This window comes from Embleya sp. NBC_00888 (assembly GCF_045207655.1).
Taxonomy (GTDB): Bacteria; Actinomycetota; Actinomycetes; order Streptomycetales; family Streptomycetaceae; genus Embleya.
Genome location: NZ_CP108784.1, coordinates 5,560,907 through 5,574,790, shown reverse-complemented (window position 1 = coordinate 5,574,790; position 13,884 = coordinate 5,560,907). Strand labels below are relative to the sequence as shown.

The 13,884-nt window shown below is 71.9% G+C and carries 11 protein-coding genes; 5 read left to right on the top strand and 6 right to left on the bottom strand.

Annotated elements, in window-relative coordinates:
- Nucleotides 1-2 precede the first annotated feature (2 nt).
- The 3 genes from OG948_RS23965 to OG948_RS23955 are packed head-to-tail and all read right to left on the bottom strand — an operon-like array spanning nt 3 to nt 3,528.
- Nucleotides 3-962, bottom strand: coding sequence for an ABC transporter permease (locus OG948_RS23965; RefSeq protein ID WP_406298447.1), 960 nt, complete (start codon nt 960-962; stop codon nt 3-5).
- On the bottom strand, nt 959-1,909 hold the full coding sequence (locus OG948_RS23960; protein ID WP_406298446.1) for an ABC transporter permease: 951 nt from the start codon (nt 1,907-1,909) through the stop codon (nt 959-961). The genes OG948_RS23965 and OG948_RS23960 overlap by 4 nt, the downstream gene beginning before the upstream one ends.
- Complete coding sequence (locus tag OG948_RS23955; RefSeq protein ID WP_406298445.1) at nt 1,909-3,528, bottom strand: ABC transporter substrate-binding protein; 1,620 nt, start codon at nt 3,526-3,528, stop codon at nt 1,909-1,911. Before OG948_RS23955 ends, OG948_RS23960 begins: the two co-directional genes overlap by 1 nt.
- A gap of 168 nt (nt 3,529-3,696) precedes the next feature.
- Between OG948_RS23955 and OG948_RS23950 the strand changes: the two genes are divergently transcribed.
- From OG948_RS23950 to recQ, 3 genes are all read left to right on the top strand, one after another.
- Nucleotides 3,697-4,752 (top strand): LacI family DNA-binding transcriptional regulator, encoded by a 1,056-nt coding sequence (locus OG948_RS23950; RefSeq protein WP_406298444.1) that lies wholly within the window; start codon nt 3,697-3,699, stop codon nt 4,750-4,752.
- A gap of 178 nt (nt 4,753-4,930) precedes the next feature.
- A complete protein-coding gene (locus OG948_RS23945) occupies nt 4,931-6,448 on the top strand; it encodes an aldehyde dehydrogenase (NADP(+)) (protein WP_406298443.1) in 1,518 nt (505 codons plus the stop codon).
- 188 nt (nt 6,449-6,636) lie between these two features.
- On the top strand, nt 6,637-8,724 hold the full coding sequence (gene recQ / locus OG948_RS23940) for a DNA helicase RecQ (protein WP_406298442.1): 2,088 nt from the start codon (nt 6,637-6,639) through the stop codon (nt 8,722-8,724).
- Between the two features lie 145 nt (nt 8,725-8,869).
- Here recQ and OG948_RS23935 read toward each other — a convergent pair whose 3' ends face one another.
- The 3 genes from OG948_RS23935 to OG948_RS23925 all read right to left on the bottom strand — a co-directional run bounded on the left by OG948_RS23935 (nt 8,870) and on the right by OG948_RS23925 (nt 10,931).
- Nucleotides 8,870-9,403 carry a hypothetical protein gene (locus tag OG948_RS23935; protein WP_406298441.1) on the bottom strand — a complete coding sequence of 178 codons (534 nt, stop codon included), beginning with the start codon at nt 9,401-9,403 and terminating at the stop codon, nt 8,870-8,872.
- A gap of 194 nt (nt 9,404-9,597) precedes the next feature.
- Nucleotides 9,598-10,350, bottom strand: a complete 753-nt coding sequence (locus OG948_RS23930; protein ID WP_406298440.1) for an anti-sigma factor domain-containing protein — start codon at nt 10,348-10,350, stop codon at nt 9,598-9,600.
- Nucleotides 10,347-10,931 carry a sigma-70 family RNA polymerase sigma factor gene (locus OG948_RS23925; RefSeq protein ID WP_406298439.1) on the bottom strand — a complete coding sequence of 195 codons (585 nt, stop codon included), beginning with the start codon at nt 10,929-10,931 and terminating at the stop codon, nt 10,347-10,349. The genes OG948_RS23930 and OG948_RS23925 overlap by 4 nt, the downstream gene beginning before the upstream one ends.
- Before the next feature lie 577 nt (nt 10,932-11,508).
- Here OG948_RS23925 and OG948_RS23920 point away from each other — a divergent pair.
- The gene (locus tag OG948_RS23920) at nt 11,509-13,047 is read left to right on the top strand and encodes a molybdopterin-dependent oxidoreductase (RefSeq protein ID WP_406298438.1); all 1,539 of its coding nucleotides are present in this window, start codon (nt 11,509-11,511) and stop codon (nt 13,045-13,047) included.
- A 129-nt stretch (nt 13,048-13,176) separates the two neighbouring features.
- Nucleotides 13,177-13,854: a fasciclin domain-containing protein gene (locus OG948_RS23915; RefSeq protein WP_406298437.1), complete on the top strand. Its 678-nt coding sequence runs from the start codon at nt 13,177-13,179 to the stop codon at nt 13,852-13,854.
- Nucleotides 13,855-13,884: the final 30 nt, after the last annotated feature.

Genomic DNA, 13,884 nt, shown 5'->3' with positions numbered 1-13,884 from the left:
GATCACCGCTCCCGCTTCGCGACTCGGTCGGCGATGCCTTCACCGACGATGCCGAACGCGACGACCGCGACGACGATGCACACGCCCGGGGCGAACGACGGCAGCAGCACGTTCTGGAGCAGCGCCGATTGGCCCTCGTTGATCATCGATCCCCAGTCGGACTCCGGGGGTTGCACGCCGAAGCCGAGGTAGGACAGCGCGGCGAGGTCCATCAGCGCGTAGCCGAAGTTGATCGCCGACTGGGCCAGCACGGTGGGCGCGATGTTGGGGATCAGGTGCTTGACGCAGATGGTCCAGCCGGACCAACCCTGGACGCGATAGGACTCGATGTACGGCCGGGCCTTCTCCTGCGTGGCGACCGAGCGCACCAGACGCCCGACGTACGGCGTGTACGCCACGCTCATCGCGATCACCGGCGCGGTCAGCCCGCCGCCGAAGACCGCCACGAACAGGATCGCGATCAGCAGGCCGGGGAACGCGAACATCATGTCCATCGAGCGGGACAGGACCGCGTCGATCCAGCCGCCGCGCCACGCGGCGGCGACGCCGAACACGATGCCCAGGGCGGTGGACAGCACCACCACGAGCAGCGGACCGAGCAGGCCGGTGCGCGCGCCGTGGATAAGCCGGGACAGGATGTCGCGGCCCGACTGGTCGGCGCCGAGCAGGTGGTCGGGCGTCGAGCCGGCCAGCGTCGCGGACAGGTCCACGGCGTTGGGGTCGTACGGCGCGATCAGCGGCGCGAACACCGCGACCAGGACGAGCAGCGCCAGCACGACCACGGCGCCGACGAACAGCGGGCCCTGGCGCAGCGCGCGCAACGCACCGAAGCCGGGCCGGCGAACGACGCCACCGGTCTTGCCGATTCGACCGGGCCGATCGCCCGTGCCGCTCACCGCGGCCTCGCCGCTGCCGCCGGAGCCACCGTCCCCGCCGGTCTTGTCGATCGAAATCTTGGTCACGAGGCACCTCGCCCGGTCAGGGAGACCCGGGGGTCGACGAGCGGTTGCAACAGGTCCACCAGCAGGTTGACCAGGACGAACGCGGCCACCGTGAGCAGCGTGATGGCCTGCACGACGGGGAAGTCCTTGACGTTCACGGAGGTCACCAGGAGCGAGCCGACCCCGGGGACCGAGAACGCCGTCTCCACGATCGACGTGGTCACCAGCAGGCCGGCGAGCATCGTGCCGCCGACCGTGACGATCGGGCCGAGCGCGTTGCGCAGCACGTGTCGCCGAACCACCTTGGACTCGGCGACGCCGCGCGCGCGGGCCACCTCGACGTGCTCGCGCGAGAGTTCGTCGAGCATCGAGGAGCGGGTCACCCGGGCGAGCAGTCCGGAGAGCGTGAACGCGAGCGCCACGGCCGGCAGCGTGAGGTGCTCGACGCGCCCACCGAAGCCCGAGCCGCCACCGAAGGTGGGGAACCAGCCGAGCTTGACCGCGAACAGCGAGACCAGGCCGATCGCGGCGACGAACGCGGGGGTCGCGGTCGCGACACCGGTGCCGATCAGCACGAGCTTGTCCACGAAGCCGGGGCGCAGCGCGGCGAGGATGCCCAGCAGCACGCCGGAGACGATCACCAACACCGCCGCGTAGCCGATCAGGAACGCGGTCGTGGGCAGGCGCGAGGAGATCAGGTCGGCGACGTCCTGGCGGAACTGCACCGAACGGCCGAAGTCGCCGGTGCACACGTCGCCGAGCCACTGCGCGTACTGCGACAGGAACGGGTCGTCCAGGTGGTACTGGAGACGCACGGCTTCCTTGGCCTCCGGCGTCGCCGGGTGGCCCTTGAGCAGGAAGGTCACCGGATCCCCGGGGGCGAGGTGGATCGCGCTGAAGACCAGGAACGAGGTCACCAGCAACACCATCGCCAACCCGAGGAAACGGCCCAGGAAGTAACGCGCCATCAGCCTGCGGCTCCGACGGTCGCGGCCCACGGCCAGTACAGCTGCGCGATCCCGGGCGCGGCGCCCGTGATTCGCTTGTTCATGAACACGTTGTGCGGCGGCTCGAAGAGCGGGATCGCGGTCAGGTCGCGCAGCGCGATGTCCTGGAGTTTGGCGGTCAGGTCCGAGCGGGCCGCGGGGTCGGCGGTGCCGGCCGCCTGCTCGTAGACCTTGTCGTACTCGGGGTTGGAGTAGTTGCCGTAGTTGGCGAACGCCCCGGTGACCATCGACTCGTAGAACTCCAACGGGTCGGGCGTGTTCGTGTAGCCGCTGGTGACGACCAGGTCGATGCCCTTGCGTGCCTCGGGGTCGGTGAACAGCGCCGTGTAGGCGTCCGGGGTGACGGTCTTGAGCTCGATGTCGAGCCCGATCGACTTGCCCGCGGCCTGGATGGCGTTGGCCGAGACGGTGATCTCCGGCGCGAGCGGGCTGGTCGCGAGCACGATCTTCTTGCCCGCGCCGCCCCCGGCGTCCGCGACGAGCTTCTTGGCCGCGGCGAGGTCCTGCTTCACCGGCGGGAGGGTCGCGAAGTAGGTCGGCGCCTTCTCCGGGGCCAGGCCCCACGCGCCGATCGGGGTGAGTCCCTTGGCCTCGTTGGCGACCCCGCCCGCCGCGGCCTTGATCAGGCCGGTGCGGTCGATCGCCAGGGACAGCGCCTGACGCAGCTTCAGGTCACCCATGGTGCCCTGCAGGTTGGTGACGGCGAGCAGGTAACTGCCGGTGTTGGGACCGAAGTACAGCTTGCCGTTGGGGGTGTTCCGCAGGCGCCCATAGGCACTGGAGGGCACCATGTAGCCGCCGTCGACCGAGCCCGAGACCAGCGCGTTCACGCGCGCGGACGGGTCCTGGATGAAGACGAACTTGAACGCGTCGGCCTTCGCGACCAGCTTCGCGTCCCAATACTTCGGGTTCTTCTTGAGCGTGATCGAGTCGCCCGGGGTCCACTTGTCCAGCGCGAACGGCCCGGTGCAGTTCACCCCGCCCTGCGGGTTGCCGTAGTCCTTGCCGGCCTTCTCGATCGAGGCGGCGCTCTCGACCGTGCCGGGCGAGGCCGCGAGCATCGAGTTGAGCAGCGCGTCCGGCTTGGTCAGCTTGATCGTGACCTGGAGCGGGCCGGTGGCGTCGATCGAGGCGACGTTGCGGAAGGCGGTGCCCCAGGCGGACGCGAGTTCGGGGTCCAGGTGCCGCTTGAGGCTGGCGACCGCGTCGGCGGAGGTCATCGGCGTGCCGTCGTGGAAGGTGACGCCCTCGCGCAGGTTGTACACCCAGGTGAGCGGGTCCGGGTTGGTGTACGAGGTGGCCAGGCCGGGCTCGATCTTCATGTCCGGAGTGGTCCGCAGGAACTGCTCGCAGACGTTCGCGAGCACGGTGTTGATCGGGTAGTCCCAGGCGTACAGGTAGTCGAGCGTCTGCGGCTCGGCGTACAGCGACCAGGACACCGAGGGGATGTTGCCCTTGGCCGCGGGGGTGTCCGGACTCACCTGGAAGCCGCCACCGGGATTCGCGTTGTCGGACTTGCCACCGGAACAACCGGCCACGGCCGCGGCCGCGACGGCGACTGCTGCGACGGATCGGAGCATGCGCAAGAGAACCCACCTCTTTCCAGGGGGTAGCGGGGCGCTGGAGTTCTGTGGAGTATTGATGCGGGAACGTTCCCGCACAAGGGTTTGCGGGAACGGTTTTCTGAAGGTCATGGCGCTGTAACAGGAGCGTGACTCAGGGCTCGGCAGCCGGCAGCATGTGGCGTCATGAGCACTCCACCGCACGGCGGCGGCAAGCGTCCCGCGCCCGTACCCCGGGTCCGCCTCGTCGACGTGGCCCGTGAGGCGGGGCTGTCCAAGACCACCGTCTCGGCCGCCCTGAACGGCACCGGCCGGCTCTCCGACGCGGTCCGGCTGCACGCTCAGGAGACCGCACGCCGACTGGGCTATCGGCCGAACGCGACCGCCCGCCTGTTGCGCGCGGGGCACGCCCGACTGATCGGGTACGCGGTGCGCGAGTACGTGGAGACACCGTGGTCGTACATGGAGTCGCCCTACTTCGCCCAACTCACCAGCGCCACCGCGCAGGCCGCGCTCGCCCACGGGTACGCGCTGGTCCTGCTGCCCACCCACACGGCCCGGGACGAGTGGGCGGACCTGCCGCTGGACGCGGCGGTGGTGGCCGATCCCCTCGCCGAGGACCCCTTGGTCGAGGACTTCCTGGCGGCCCGGATCCCGGTCCTCTCGGACCGCCGCATGGAGGGCACGGCCGGCGCGCACTGGGTGGACATCGACCACGAGGCCGCCGTCCGCGGCGTCCTGGATCACCTGGCGGCGGGCGGCGGGCGGCGGATCGGCGTGGTGGCCGCACACTCCACGTCGTTGTTCTACGAACAGGCTCTGACCGTGTATCACGCGTGGTGCGCGGAACGGGGGTTCACTCCCCTCGTGGAGCGGACCCGGCGTCCGGGCAACCAGGCCACGCGTGCCGCGATCGACGACATGCTGGCCCGACCCGACCGCCCCGACGCGCTCTTCGTACTCACCGAGGCGAGTCCGCCGCTGATCCTGGAGACCGTCCGGGCCCGCGGCCTGAACGTCCCGCAGGACCTGCTGATCGTCTGCGTCAGCGACGATCCGACCGCCGCCCAGACCGACCCGCCGATCACCACGCTCAGTCTGCGACCGACCGAAATCGCGGCTGCGGGCGTCGAGTTGCTGATCAAGGCGTTGGAATCCGGCGACCCGACCCCCACCGGCCGAGTCGTCCCGACCCGGCTCGAGATCCGGGACACGTCACGGCGAAGCGGGGATCATGGATAGCCGGACGCGGTCGGCAAAGCCGTTGCCCCGTCGCCGAGTTCCACCTTCGACGGCCGTCCCGGCGGGCTCCGCCGGATCGCCGCGGCCCGAGTCGCCCGAGCAGGGCCGCGCGGCGCCGAGACCGCACCATGCCTGACCACCCCTCAGGCCTTCGTTCGTCCGACCCGGAGGAAACGCCGTGATCGAGTCGACCCCGACTCCCACCACCGCCGCGCCGACAGCCGTGCAGGGGTACAGCCCGCGCACCGGGGCGCCGGTCGGTGAGCCGCTGCCCGCCAGTACCGGCGCCGAGGTCGAGCATGCCGTCGCCGCGGCGAGGGCGGCCGCGCCGGCGTGGGCCGCACGCTCCGGCGCCGAGCGGGCCGAGGTGCTGGAGGCCGTCGCCGACGCGCTCGACGCGGCGCGCGCCGAACTGGTCGCCGTCGCGGACGCGGAGACCGCGCTGGGCGAGCCGCGGCTCACCGGCGAGGTCGGCCGCACCTCCGGCCAACTGCGGATGTTCGCCGGCCTCCTGCGCGCCGGCACGCACGTGGGCGCGGTGCTCAGCCCGGCCGATCCGGCGCTCGGGCGGCCCGACGTACGTCGCATGCTCCACCCGATCGGCGTGGTCGCGGTGTTCGCCGCGAGCAACTTCCCGTTCGCGTTCTCCGTCGCCGGCGGCGACACCGCGTCCGCGTGGGCGGCCGGCTGCCCCGTGGTGGTCAAGGCCCACGAAGCGCACCCGGCCACGTCGTTCGCGGTCGCCCGCGTGGTGCGTACCGCGCTGACCGCCGCCGGCGCGTCCGCCGACCTGCTCGGCCTGGTCGCCGGTCGCGCCGCGGGCGGCCCGCTGGTCACCCACCCCGGGATCGCCGCCGTCGGTTTCACCGGCTCGCTCGCGGGCGGCCGGGCCCTGTTCGACCTGGCCTCGGGCCGCCCCGACCCGATCCCGTTCTTCGGCGAACTGGGCAGCGTCAACCCGGTCGTGGTACTGCCCGGAGCCGCGGCCGAACGCGCCGACGACCTCGCCGCCGGCTACCTCGGCTCGCTCACCCTGGGCACCGGACAGTTCTGCACGAACCCCGGGCTGCTGTTCGTGCCCGAGGACGGCAAGCTCCTGGACGCCATCGCCACGCGGGCCCGCACCGCGACCGGCGGCCCGATGTTGTCCGCCCGGATCCGCGACGCGTACGAGGGCGGCACGTCGGCGCGCGCGGGCCGAGAGCTGGCCCGAGGCACCGCCGTCGAGGGTGCCTGGGCGGTGGCGCCGGTGGTCTGGCACGCCGACCTCGCCGAGTTCCTCGCGCACGCGACCGAACTGACCGAGGAGACCTTCGGCCCGGCCGGCCTGGTGGTCACCTACGCCGACGAGGACGCCCTGCTCGCCGCGCTGGACCGCCTCCCGGGCAGCCTCACCGGCTCGGTGCACACCGTCGAGGCCGACCACCCGCTCGCCGCCCGGGTCGGCGCCGCGCTGCGTGCACGCGTCGGCCGGCTGATCCACAACGGCTGGCCCACCGGTGTCGCGGTGTGCTGGGCGATGCACCACGGCGGTCCCTGGCCCGCCACCACCGCGCCGGCACACACCTCGGTCGGCGGTGGCGCGCCGGCGCGCTGGTTGGTGCCGACCGCCTACCAGGACTGGCCCGACGCCCTGCTGCCTCCGGAGCTGCGCGACGCCAACCCGCTGGGCGTGCCGCGGGTGACCCAGCCCTGAACTCGCGGCACCGCCGGGCCCGGGAGAGGCCCGGCGGGCAACCGGGGCTGCGTATGGGGTGGGCAATGGGCCGCGTCGTCCGCACGGCGGGCGGCGGGCGGCGGGCGGCGGGCGGCGTTGTCCACGGAGCGGACGGCGTTGTCCACAGAGGGGCCTCGGGTGTCACCGACAGCTCTTAGACTGCTCGGATGACAGCGCTCGACGACGGTCCCCAGATCAGCGAAGCGCTGCAGGTTCTGCATCGCGTCTTCGGTTACGACTCGTTTCGCGGGAGTCAGCAGGAGATCATCGACCACGTGATCCAGGGCGGCGACGCGCTCGTCCTGATGCCGACCGGTGGCGGGAAGTCGCTCTGCTACCAGATCCCGGCCCTGGTGCGAAAAGGCGTCGGGGTGGTGATCTCGCCGCTGATCGCGCTCATGCAGGACCAGGTGGACGCGCTCACCGCACTGGGCGTGCGCGCCGGATTCCTCAACTCGACGCAGAACCCGGACGAGCGGCGCATGGTCGAGTCGGAGTTCCTGGCCGGCGAGCTGGACCTGCTCTACCTCGCGCCGGAGCGGCTCAAGGTCGACGCCACCCTGCGGCTGCTGGACCGGGGCACCGTCTCGCTGTTCGCGATCGACGAGGCACACTGCGTGGCGCAGTGGGGTCACGACTTCCGGCCCGACTACCTCACCCTCTCCCAGCTCCACGAGCGTTGGCCGGACGTGCCCCGCGTCGCGCTCACCGCGACCGCGACCGAGGCCACCCACGCCGAGATCGCGTCCCGGCTGAACCTGCAACAGGCCCGGCACTTCGTGGCCAGCTTCGACCGGCCCAACATCCAGTACCGGATCGTGCACAAGGACAAGCCGCAGAAGCAACTGCTCGAACTGCTGCGCGCCGAGCACGCCGGCGACGCGGGCATCGTGTACTGCCTGTCCCGGGCCTCGGTGGAGAAGACCGCCGCGTTCCTCGTCGACAACGGCATCGAGGCGCTGCCTTACCACGCGGGCCTGGATTCGCGGGTGCGCGCCGCCAACCAGTCCCGGTTCCTGCGCGAGGACGGCATGGTGATGGTCGCCACCATCGCCTTCGGGATGGGCATCGACAAGCCCGACGTGCGCTTCGTCGCGCACCTGGACCTGCCCAAGTCGGTCGAGGGCTACTACCAGGAGACCGGCCGTGCCGGTCGCGACGGGCTGCCGTCCACCGCGTGGCTGGCCTACGGCCTCCAGGACGTGGTGCAGCAGCGCAAGATGATCGACGGCTCGGAGGGCGACCTGGCCCACCGCCGCCGGCTCGGCACGCACCTGGACGCGATGTTGGCGCTGTGCGAGACGGTGGAGTGTCGACGGGTGCGCCTGCTCGCCTACTTCGGCCAGCAGAGCACCGCGTGCGGCAACTGCGACACGTGCCTGTCGCCGCCCGCGTCCTGGGACGGCACGATCGCGGCGCAGAAGGTGTTGTCGACCGTGTGGCGGCTCAAGCACGAGCGGCGTGGGCAGAAGTTCGGCGCGGGCCAGATCGTGGACATCCTGCTCGGCGCCAAGACGGCCAAGGTGATCCAGTTCGACCACGACACGCTGCGCGTCTTCGGCATCGGCACCGAACTGGGCCGGACCGAATGGATGAGCGTGGTACGGCAGTTGCTCGCGATGAAGCTGATCGCCGTCGAGCCCTCGTACAACGCGCTCGTGCTCACCGAGGAGAGCGAGGAGGTGCTCGGCCGGCGGCGCGAGGTGATGTTGCGCCGGGAGCCGGAGCGGCCCGCCCGTGCGGCGAAGGCCGACAAGGCGGCCAAGGGCGGCAAGGGCAAGGCCGCGCCGATCGAGCTGCCCGCGGAGGCCGCGCCGATCTTCGAGGAGTTGCGCGCGTGGCGGGCGGCCACCGCGAAGGAGCAGGGCGTGCCCGCGTACGTGATCTTCCACGACGCGACGCTGCGCGAGATCGCCGGGACCCGGCCGAGCACCCTGGCCGAGCTGGGCACGATCAGCGGCATCGGCGAGAACAAGCTCGCCAAGTACGGTCAGCCGATCCTGGACACGCTGGCCGGCTCCACGGCGGCCGGCCCCGCGCCGGCGACCGCTCCCGTACCGGCGCCCGCGTCCGCCCGCTCGGCCGCGTCCAGGCCCGCACCCGCCGCCGAACTCACCCGTGAACCGGTGCCCGAGCTGATCCGCGAACCGCTGCCGGACTACCAGCCCGACTACCAGAACGACTACGAGCCGGACTTCGAGCCGGAGCCGGAGTACTCCCCGGAGTTCGAGCCGGACCCGGACTACCGGGGCTGACCGGTCCGGGCGGGCCCGGCGGTGGGGCCGGCCGGTAGCGGGCGCAACCCCGGCCCTGCCCGGGGCCGGCCGTCCCCCGAACGCGAGAGTGGCCGGCCCCGGGAGTCGATCCCCGGGGCCGGCCACTCTCGAAGCCGATGTTCGGTCAGCCCTTGTGCGCCGGACCGTCGCCGCCCTGCCCCGCGTCCAACTCGGCCAGCTCCGCCAGGAAGCGCTCGATCACGTCGCTGTCGGCCACCAGCGTGCCGACCGGCTCGCCGAGCACCTTGCCCGCGAGCTCCGTCCCGATCAGGCCCAGCTCCGCGTGCAGCGACGCACTCGCCAGGGCGATGTCCGCGTCCAGCCGCTCGTGGCCGGAGGTGACCAGCTCATCCTTGATCCGCTGCCCCTCGGCGCGCGCCTCGGCGATCAGCCGGGCCCCCTCCTCGGAAGCCTGCTGCCGGACCAGCGCGGCCTCCTTACGGGTCTCGACGATCTGCGCGCGCAATTCGGCGAGCGCCGCCTCGCTCTCCCGCTGGAGTTCCGCCGCCCGGTCGAAACCGCCTTCGAGCGCCGTGTGCCGCTTGGCGATCGTGTCCGCGATGCGCGGCAGCAGGATCTTCGCGAGGATGGCGAAGACCAGCACAAAGGTGATGAATCCAAAGATCAGTTCGGCAATATCCGGCTTGAGAGGTCCCATGCCTCGAAATCCTCGAACACGGCCGAGAACAAATCAAGTTCCGATCACCCCCGCGACCACTCCCAGTGTTCGCCGAACTCCGCCGCGCAGCCGCCCAGCCGGGCCGCGGCCCTCGTACGGCCCACGTACGTCCTGCCTACGGCCCGCGGAATCGGTTCGCCGGATCGCCTCGGCGAACCCGACCCGGCCCCCCGTCACGCCCGCCCGGCCGGGAAATCCAGCAGCACGATCGGCTCCCCGCTCGGCTCCGCCGATCCGCCCGGCGGCTCCACCGTGACCCCGACCCCCGACGCCCGGTCGATCGCCGACGCGAGCAGCGCCGTACCCGGCCGGATGACCCCCATCGAACGCATGTGACCGTTGTCGTTGTACCAGCCCTGATACACCCGCGCGTTCGGCAACGTCGGCAGGCCGGACATCAGCAACACCGTCCGGTCGAGCGCGCGGGAGACGATCACCCGCGCCGTACCGCCCCCGGCCACCGGCGCCGACGCCTGGACCGCGTCCGGCGCGGCGAGCACCGCCTCGATCCGCGCACCGCGCTCGCGCTCCGAACTCACCGCGCGCTCGGCCCTGCGGGCGTCCTGGTACTGGTCGACCGCGACACCGCCGAGCGCACCGAGCGCGGCCAGGCACGCGGCGAGCACGAAGGCCGTGAAGCGCCGGGCCCGACGGGGCGCGGTCCCCACGACCGGCAGTCGCACGGGCACCTCGGGCGGCAGTTGACGTACGGTCACGATGCCGTCCAGCACCCGCCGCCTGAGCTCCGCGGCAGGCGTCTCGGCAACCGCCGCGGCCAGCCGCGCGGCGGTCTCCCGGAACCCCCGAACCTCCTGCGCGCAGGCCGGGCACACGGTCAAGTGCTGCTCGAATTCCCGCTGTTCGTCCTCGTCGAGGGCGTGCACGGCGTACGCCCCGGTCATCGTGTGCAGGTCGGCGGGGGTCATGTGCCCACTCCCAGGCAGTCGCGCAGGCGGATCAGGCCGTCCCGCAGGCGGGTCTTGATGGTGCCCAACGGCACGTCCAGGAGGCCGGCCACCTCACGATGGGTACAGCCTCGGTAGTACGCCAGGGTCACCGACTGCCGCTGCAACTCGGTCAGGGTGCGCAGGCAACGCCGCACCTGCTCGCGTTCGAGCCGGGCCTCGACCTCCTCGGTCACCTGGTCGTACTCGGGCGTGTGGTCGCGTACCGCGGTGCGTTGTTCTCGATCGGTGGCCGCCTGGGCCGAGCGCACCCGATCGACCGCGCGGCGGTGCGCCATGGTCAGGATCCAGGCCATCGCGCTGCCCTTGTCGGGCCGGAAGCGGGCGGCGGTGCGCCACACGTCGAGCAACACCTCCTGCGCCACCTCCTCCGATTGCGCGGGATCGCGGACCACCCGGCGCGCGACCCCGAGCACCGCGCCGATCACCGCGTCGTACACGGACGCGAAGGCCTCCTGATCCCCCTGCGCCACACTCGCGAGCCGATCCTCCAGGGTCGGCCCGCGACCATCCGACGAGGCGATGTGCACGACGGTCCTCACCCGTCCTCACCACACATCCCGACGCCACGGGTCACGACGCCACGCGCCGCGTAATCGCACAGCCCGGTGCCGCGCATCGCGAACCCGCGCACCCCGAAGCCGCGAGTCCCAAAGCCGCGGGGCCCGAGTCCATGCCTCCCGACACCGCGCCCGGCGCCGGCGCCGGTGCCGCAGCCGCGGCCTGTGCCGCCGTCCGCCCCCAGGCCGGATCCGTCCGCGGCCGCACAGCCGCCCCGGCGGCGGTGCCCATACCGATCACCCATGTCCCACTCCCGCTCGCGCCGCCCCGAGGACGTCACTCGTGGGGGGATTGCCCGAGCACTCCCGAACCACGCGTCCGTCCGGCACCGGATGCGGCTCCGATCGAACCGCGTCACACCGGCGTCCGCCCCGTATTCGATGCCGAACGTCGAACGGATTGGTGCCCACGCCGGTCGATTTCCGCACCACGGAAAACGGCCCGGCGCACCCACGCCCCTCGATCGCATCGGCCCGACCCGATTCGGGTGAACGACCAATCCGCACGACCGTCGGTCGCGAATGGCCCGACGTGAAGGAAATCGGAACTCGCCGATGGATGCGGACCGGACTGGGCGCGCTGAGCGGACTGCTGTCCGCCGGCGCGGCGCTGGCCGTCGCCGAACTCGGCGCCGCGTTCGTCCGGCCCGAGGCGAGCCCCCTTCCGGCCGTCGGGGGAGCGGTCATCGACCGTACTCCCCCGGCGGTCAAGGACTGGGCCGTCCGGGAATTCGGCAACAACGACAAGTTGATGCTCCGGTTGGGGATTCTGGTCATCCTCGCGCTGATCGCACTCGGCCTCGGCCCGTTGTCGCTGCGGCTGCGTCGCACGGCGATGGCAGGCGTGTTCGGGTTCGGGCTGCTCGGCGCGTTCGCCGCCTACCACCGGGCCGGCGCCGGTTTCGCGGACACCGTGCCGTCCCTGCTCGGCGGGGTCGCCGGCGCGGCCGCGTTGTGGTGGCTGACCAGGCCGGTGGTCCGGGTGCGTGCGGAGGATCGCGCGTTCGACCGTCGGGCCTTCCTGATCACCGCCGGCGCGGTGGCCCTGGGCTCCGCGGTGGCCGGCACCACCGGTCGGATGGTCGGCAACGGGAAGCGGGCCTCGATCGCCGCGTTCCGCGACCGGATTCGACTGCCCACGCCCGCCGAACCGGCCCCGCCGCTGTCGGCCGGCACGGATCTGCGGTTGCCCGGCATGTCCTCGTTCACCACCACCAACGCCGACTTCTATCGGGTGGACACCGCTCTCGTGGTGCCGCGTGTGAACGTCGAGAACTGGTCGCTGCGGATTCACGGCAAGGGCGTGCGTACGCCGTTGACCTTCTCCTACGACGACCTGCTCCGGCGCCCGCTGATCGAGCGCGACATCACCCTGACCTGTGTGTCGAACGAGGTCGGCGGCCCATACACGGGCACGGCCCGGTGGATCGGCGTACGACTCGCGGACCTGCTGCGGGAAGCGGGCGTACGGCCGCCCTCGCGCGGCGGCCCCGCCGATCAACTCGTCTCCCGCTCCACCGACGGAATGACCATCGGAACGCCGGTCGAGGTCGCCATGGACGGGCGGGACGCGCTGCTCGCGGTCGGCATGAACGGCGAACCGCTGCCGTTCGAGCACGGCTATCCGGTCCGAATGGTGGTGCCCGGACTGTATGGATACGTGTCCGCGTGCAAGTGGCTCGACGACCTCGAACTGACCACGTTCGCCGCGTACGACGCCTACTGGGTCAAGCGCACGTGGTCGCGGGAGGCGCCGATCAAGACCCAGTCGCGGATCGATACCCCGAAGCCGTTCGCCCGCCTTCGGATCGGCACGCCGGTGCCGGTCGCGGGCATCGCGTGGGCCCAACACCGGGGCGTGTCCGCCGTCGAGGTCGGCGTGGACGGCGGCCCGTGGCAACCCGCCCGGCTCGCCGAGGTGCCGAGCGTCGACACCTGGCGCCAGTGGGTGTGGGAGTGGACGCCGACCACGGCGGGCTCACACCGGATCGAGGTCCGCGCCACCGACGCCGGCGGCGCCGTACAGACCGACAAGCGGGTCGGCACGGTGCCGGACGGCGCCACCGGCCGGCATTCGGTGGTGGTCACCGTCGCCTGACCGTCGCCCGAACTCGGAGCGCAGCACTCAAGCCCAACACCTCACCCTCACCCCCACGCCTCAAGCCCCATGCCTCACGACTCACGGCTCACGGCTCACGGCTCACGGCTCAAAGAAGGAAGTCCCCTGATGACCACCATCCGTCTCCCCCGCACCATCGCCACCGTCGCGACCGTGGCCGCCCTCGCGATTCCGCTGGCCGCGTGCGGCAGCGACGACAAGGACGACTCGGCCAAGAAGACGGAGACCTCCGCGCCGGCCGCGGCGCCCGCGTCGGCCGGCTCCCCCTCGTCGGCCGCCGGCGCCCCCGGCGGCACGAACCCGGCCTCGGCGCCGTTCGGCAGCGCGTGTTCGGCGGTACCCGCCACCGGCGCGGGCAGCTTCACCGGCATGGCCACGGACCCGGTCGCCACCGCCGCGTCGCACAACCCGGTGTTGTCCACCCTGGTGACCGCCGTTCGGACCGCCGGGCTCGTGGACACCCTCAACACCGCGCAGAACATCACCGTGTTCGCGCCGACCAACGACGCGTTCGCCAAACTCCCCAAGGAGACCCTGGACAAGGTCCTGGCCGACAAGGCGATGCTCACCAAGATCCTGACCTACCACGTCGTCGGTCAGCGGCTCGCGCCCGCCAAGCTGGACGACGGCTCGTTCGAGACGTTGGAGAAGCAGTCGCTCACCACCAAGGGCTCGGGTGAGACGTACACCGTCAACGGCACCTCGAAGGTGGTCTGCGGCAACGTGCAGACCGGCAACGCGACCGTGTACCTCGTCGACACCGTACTGATGCCGCCGGCCTCCTGACCGGCCCGTCGGGCCGGCCCGACCCATCCG

Coding starts and splice junctions, on each gene's coding strand:
- OG948_RS23960 (WP_406298446.1), bottom strand. CDS start 1,909: ATGGCGCGTTACTTCCTGGGCCGTTTCCTCGGGTTGGCGATGGTGTTG.
- OG948_RS23955 (WP_406298445.1), bottom strand. CDS start 3,528: ATGCTCCGATCCGTCGCAGCAGTCGCCGTCGCGGCCGCGGCCGTGGCC.
- OG948_RS23950 (WP_406298444.1), top strand. CDS start 3,697: ATGAGCACTCCACCGCACGGCGGCGGCAAGCGTCCCGCGCCCGTACCC.
- recQ (WP_406298442.1), top strand. CDS start 6,637: ATGACAGCGCTCGACGACGGTCCCCAGATCAGCGAAGCGCTGCAGGTT.
- OG948_RS23935 (WP_406298441.1), bottom strand. CDS start 9,403: ATGGGACCTCTCAAGCCGGATATTGCCGAACTGATCTTTGGATTCATC.
- OG948_RS23930 (WP_406298440.1), bottom strand. CDS start 10,350: ATGACCCCCGCCGACCTGCACACGATGACCGGGGCGTACGCCGTGCAC.
- OG948_RS23920 (WP_406298438.1), top strand. CDS start 11,509: ATGCGGACCGGACTGGGCGCGCTGAGCGGACTGCTGTCCGCCGGCGCG.
- OG948_RS23915 (WP_406298437.1), top strand. CDS start 13,177: ATGACCACCATCCGTCTCCCCCGCACCATCGCCACCGTCGCGACCGTG.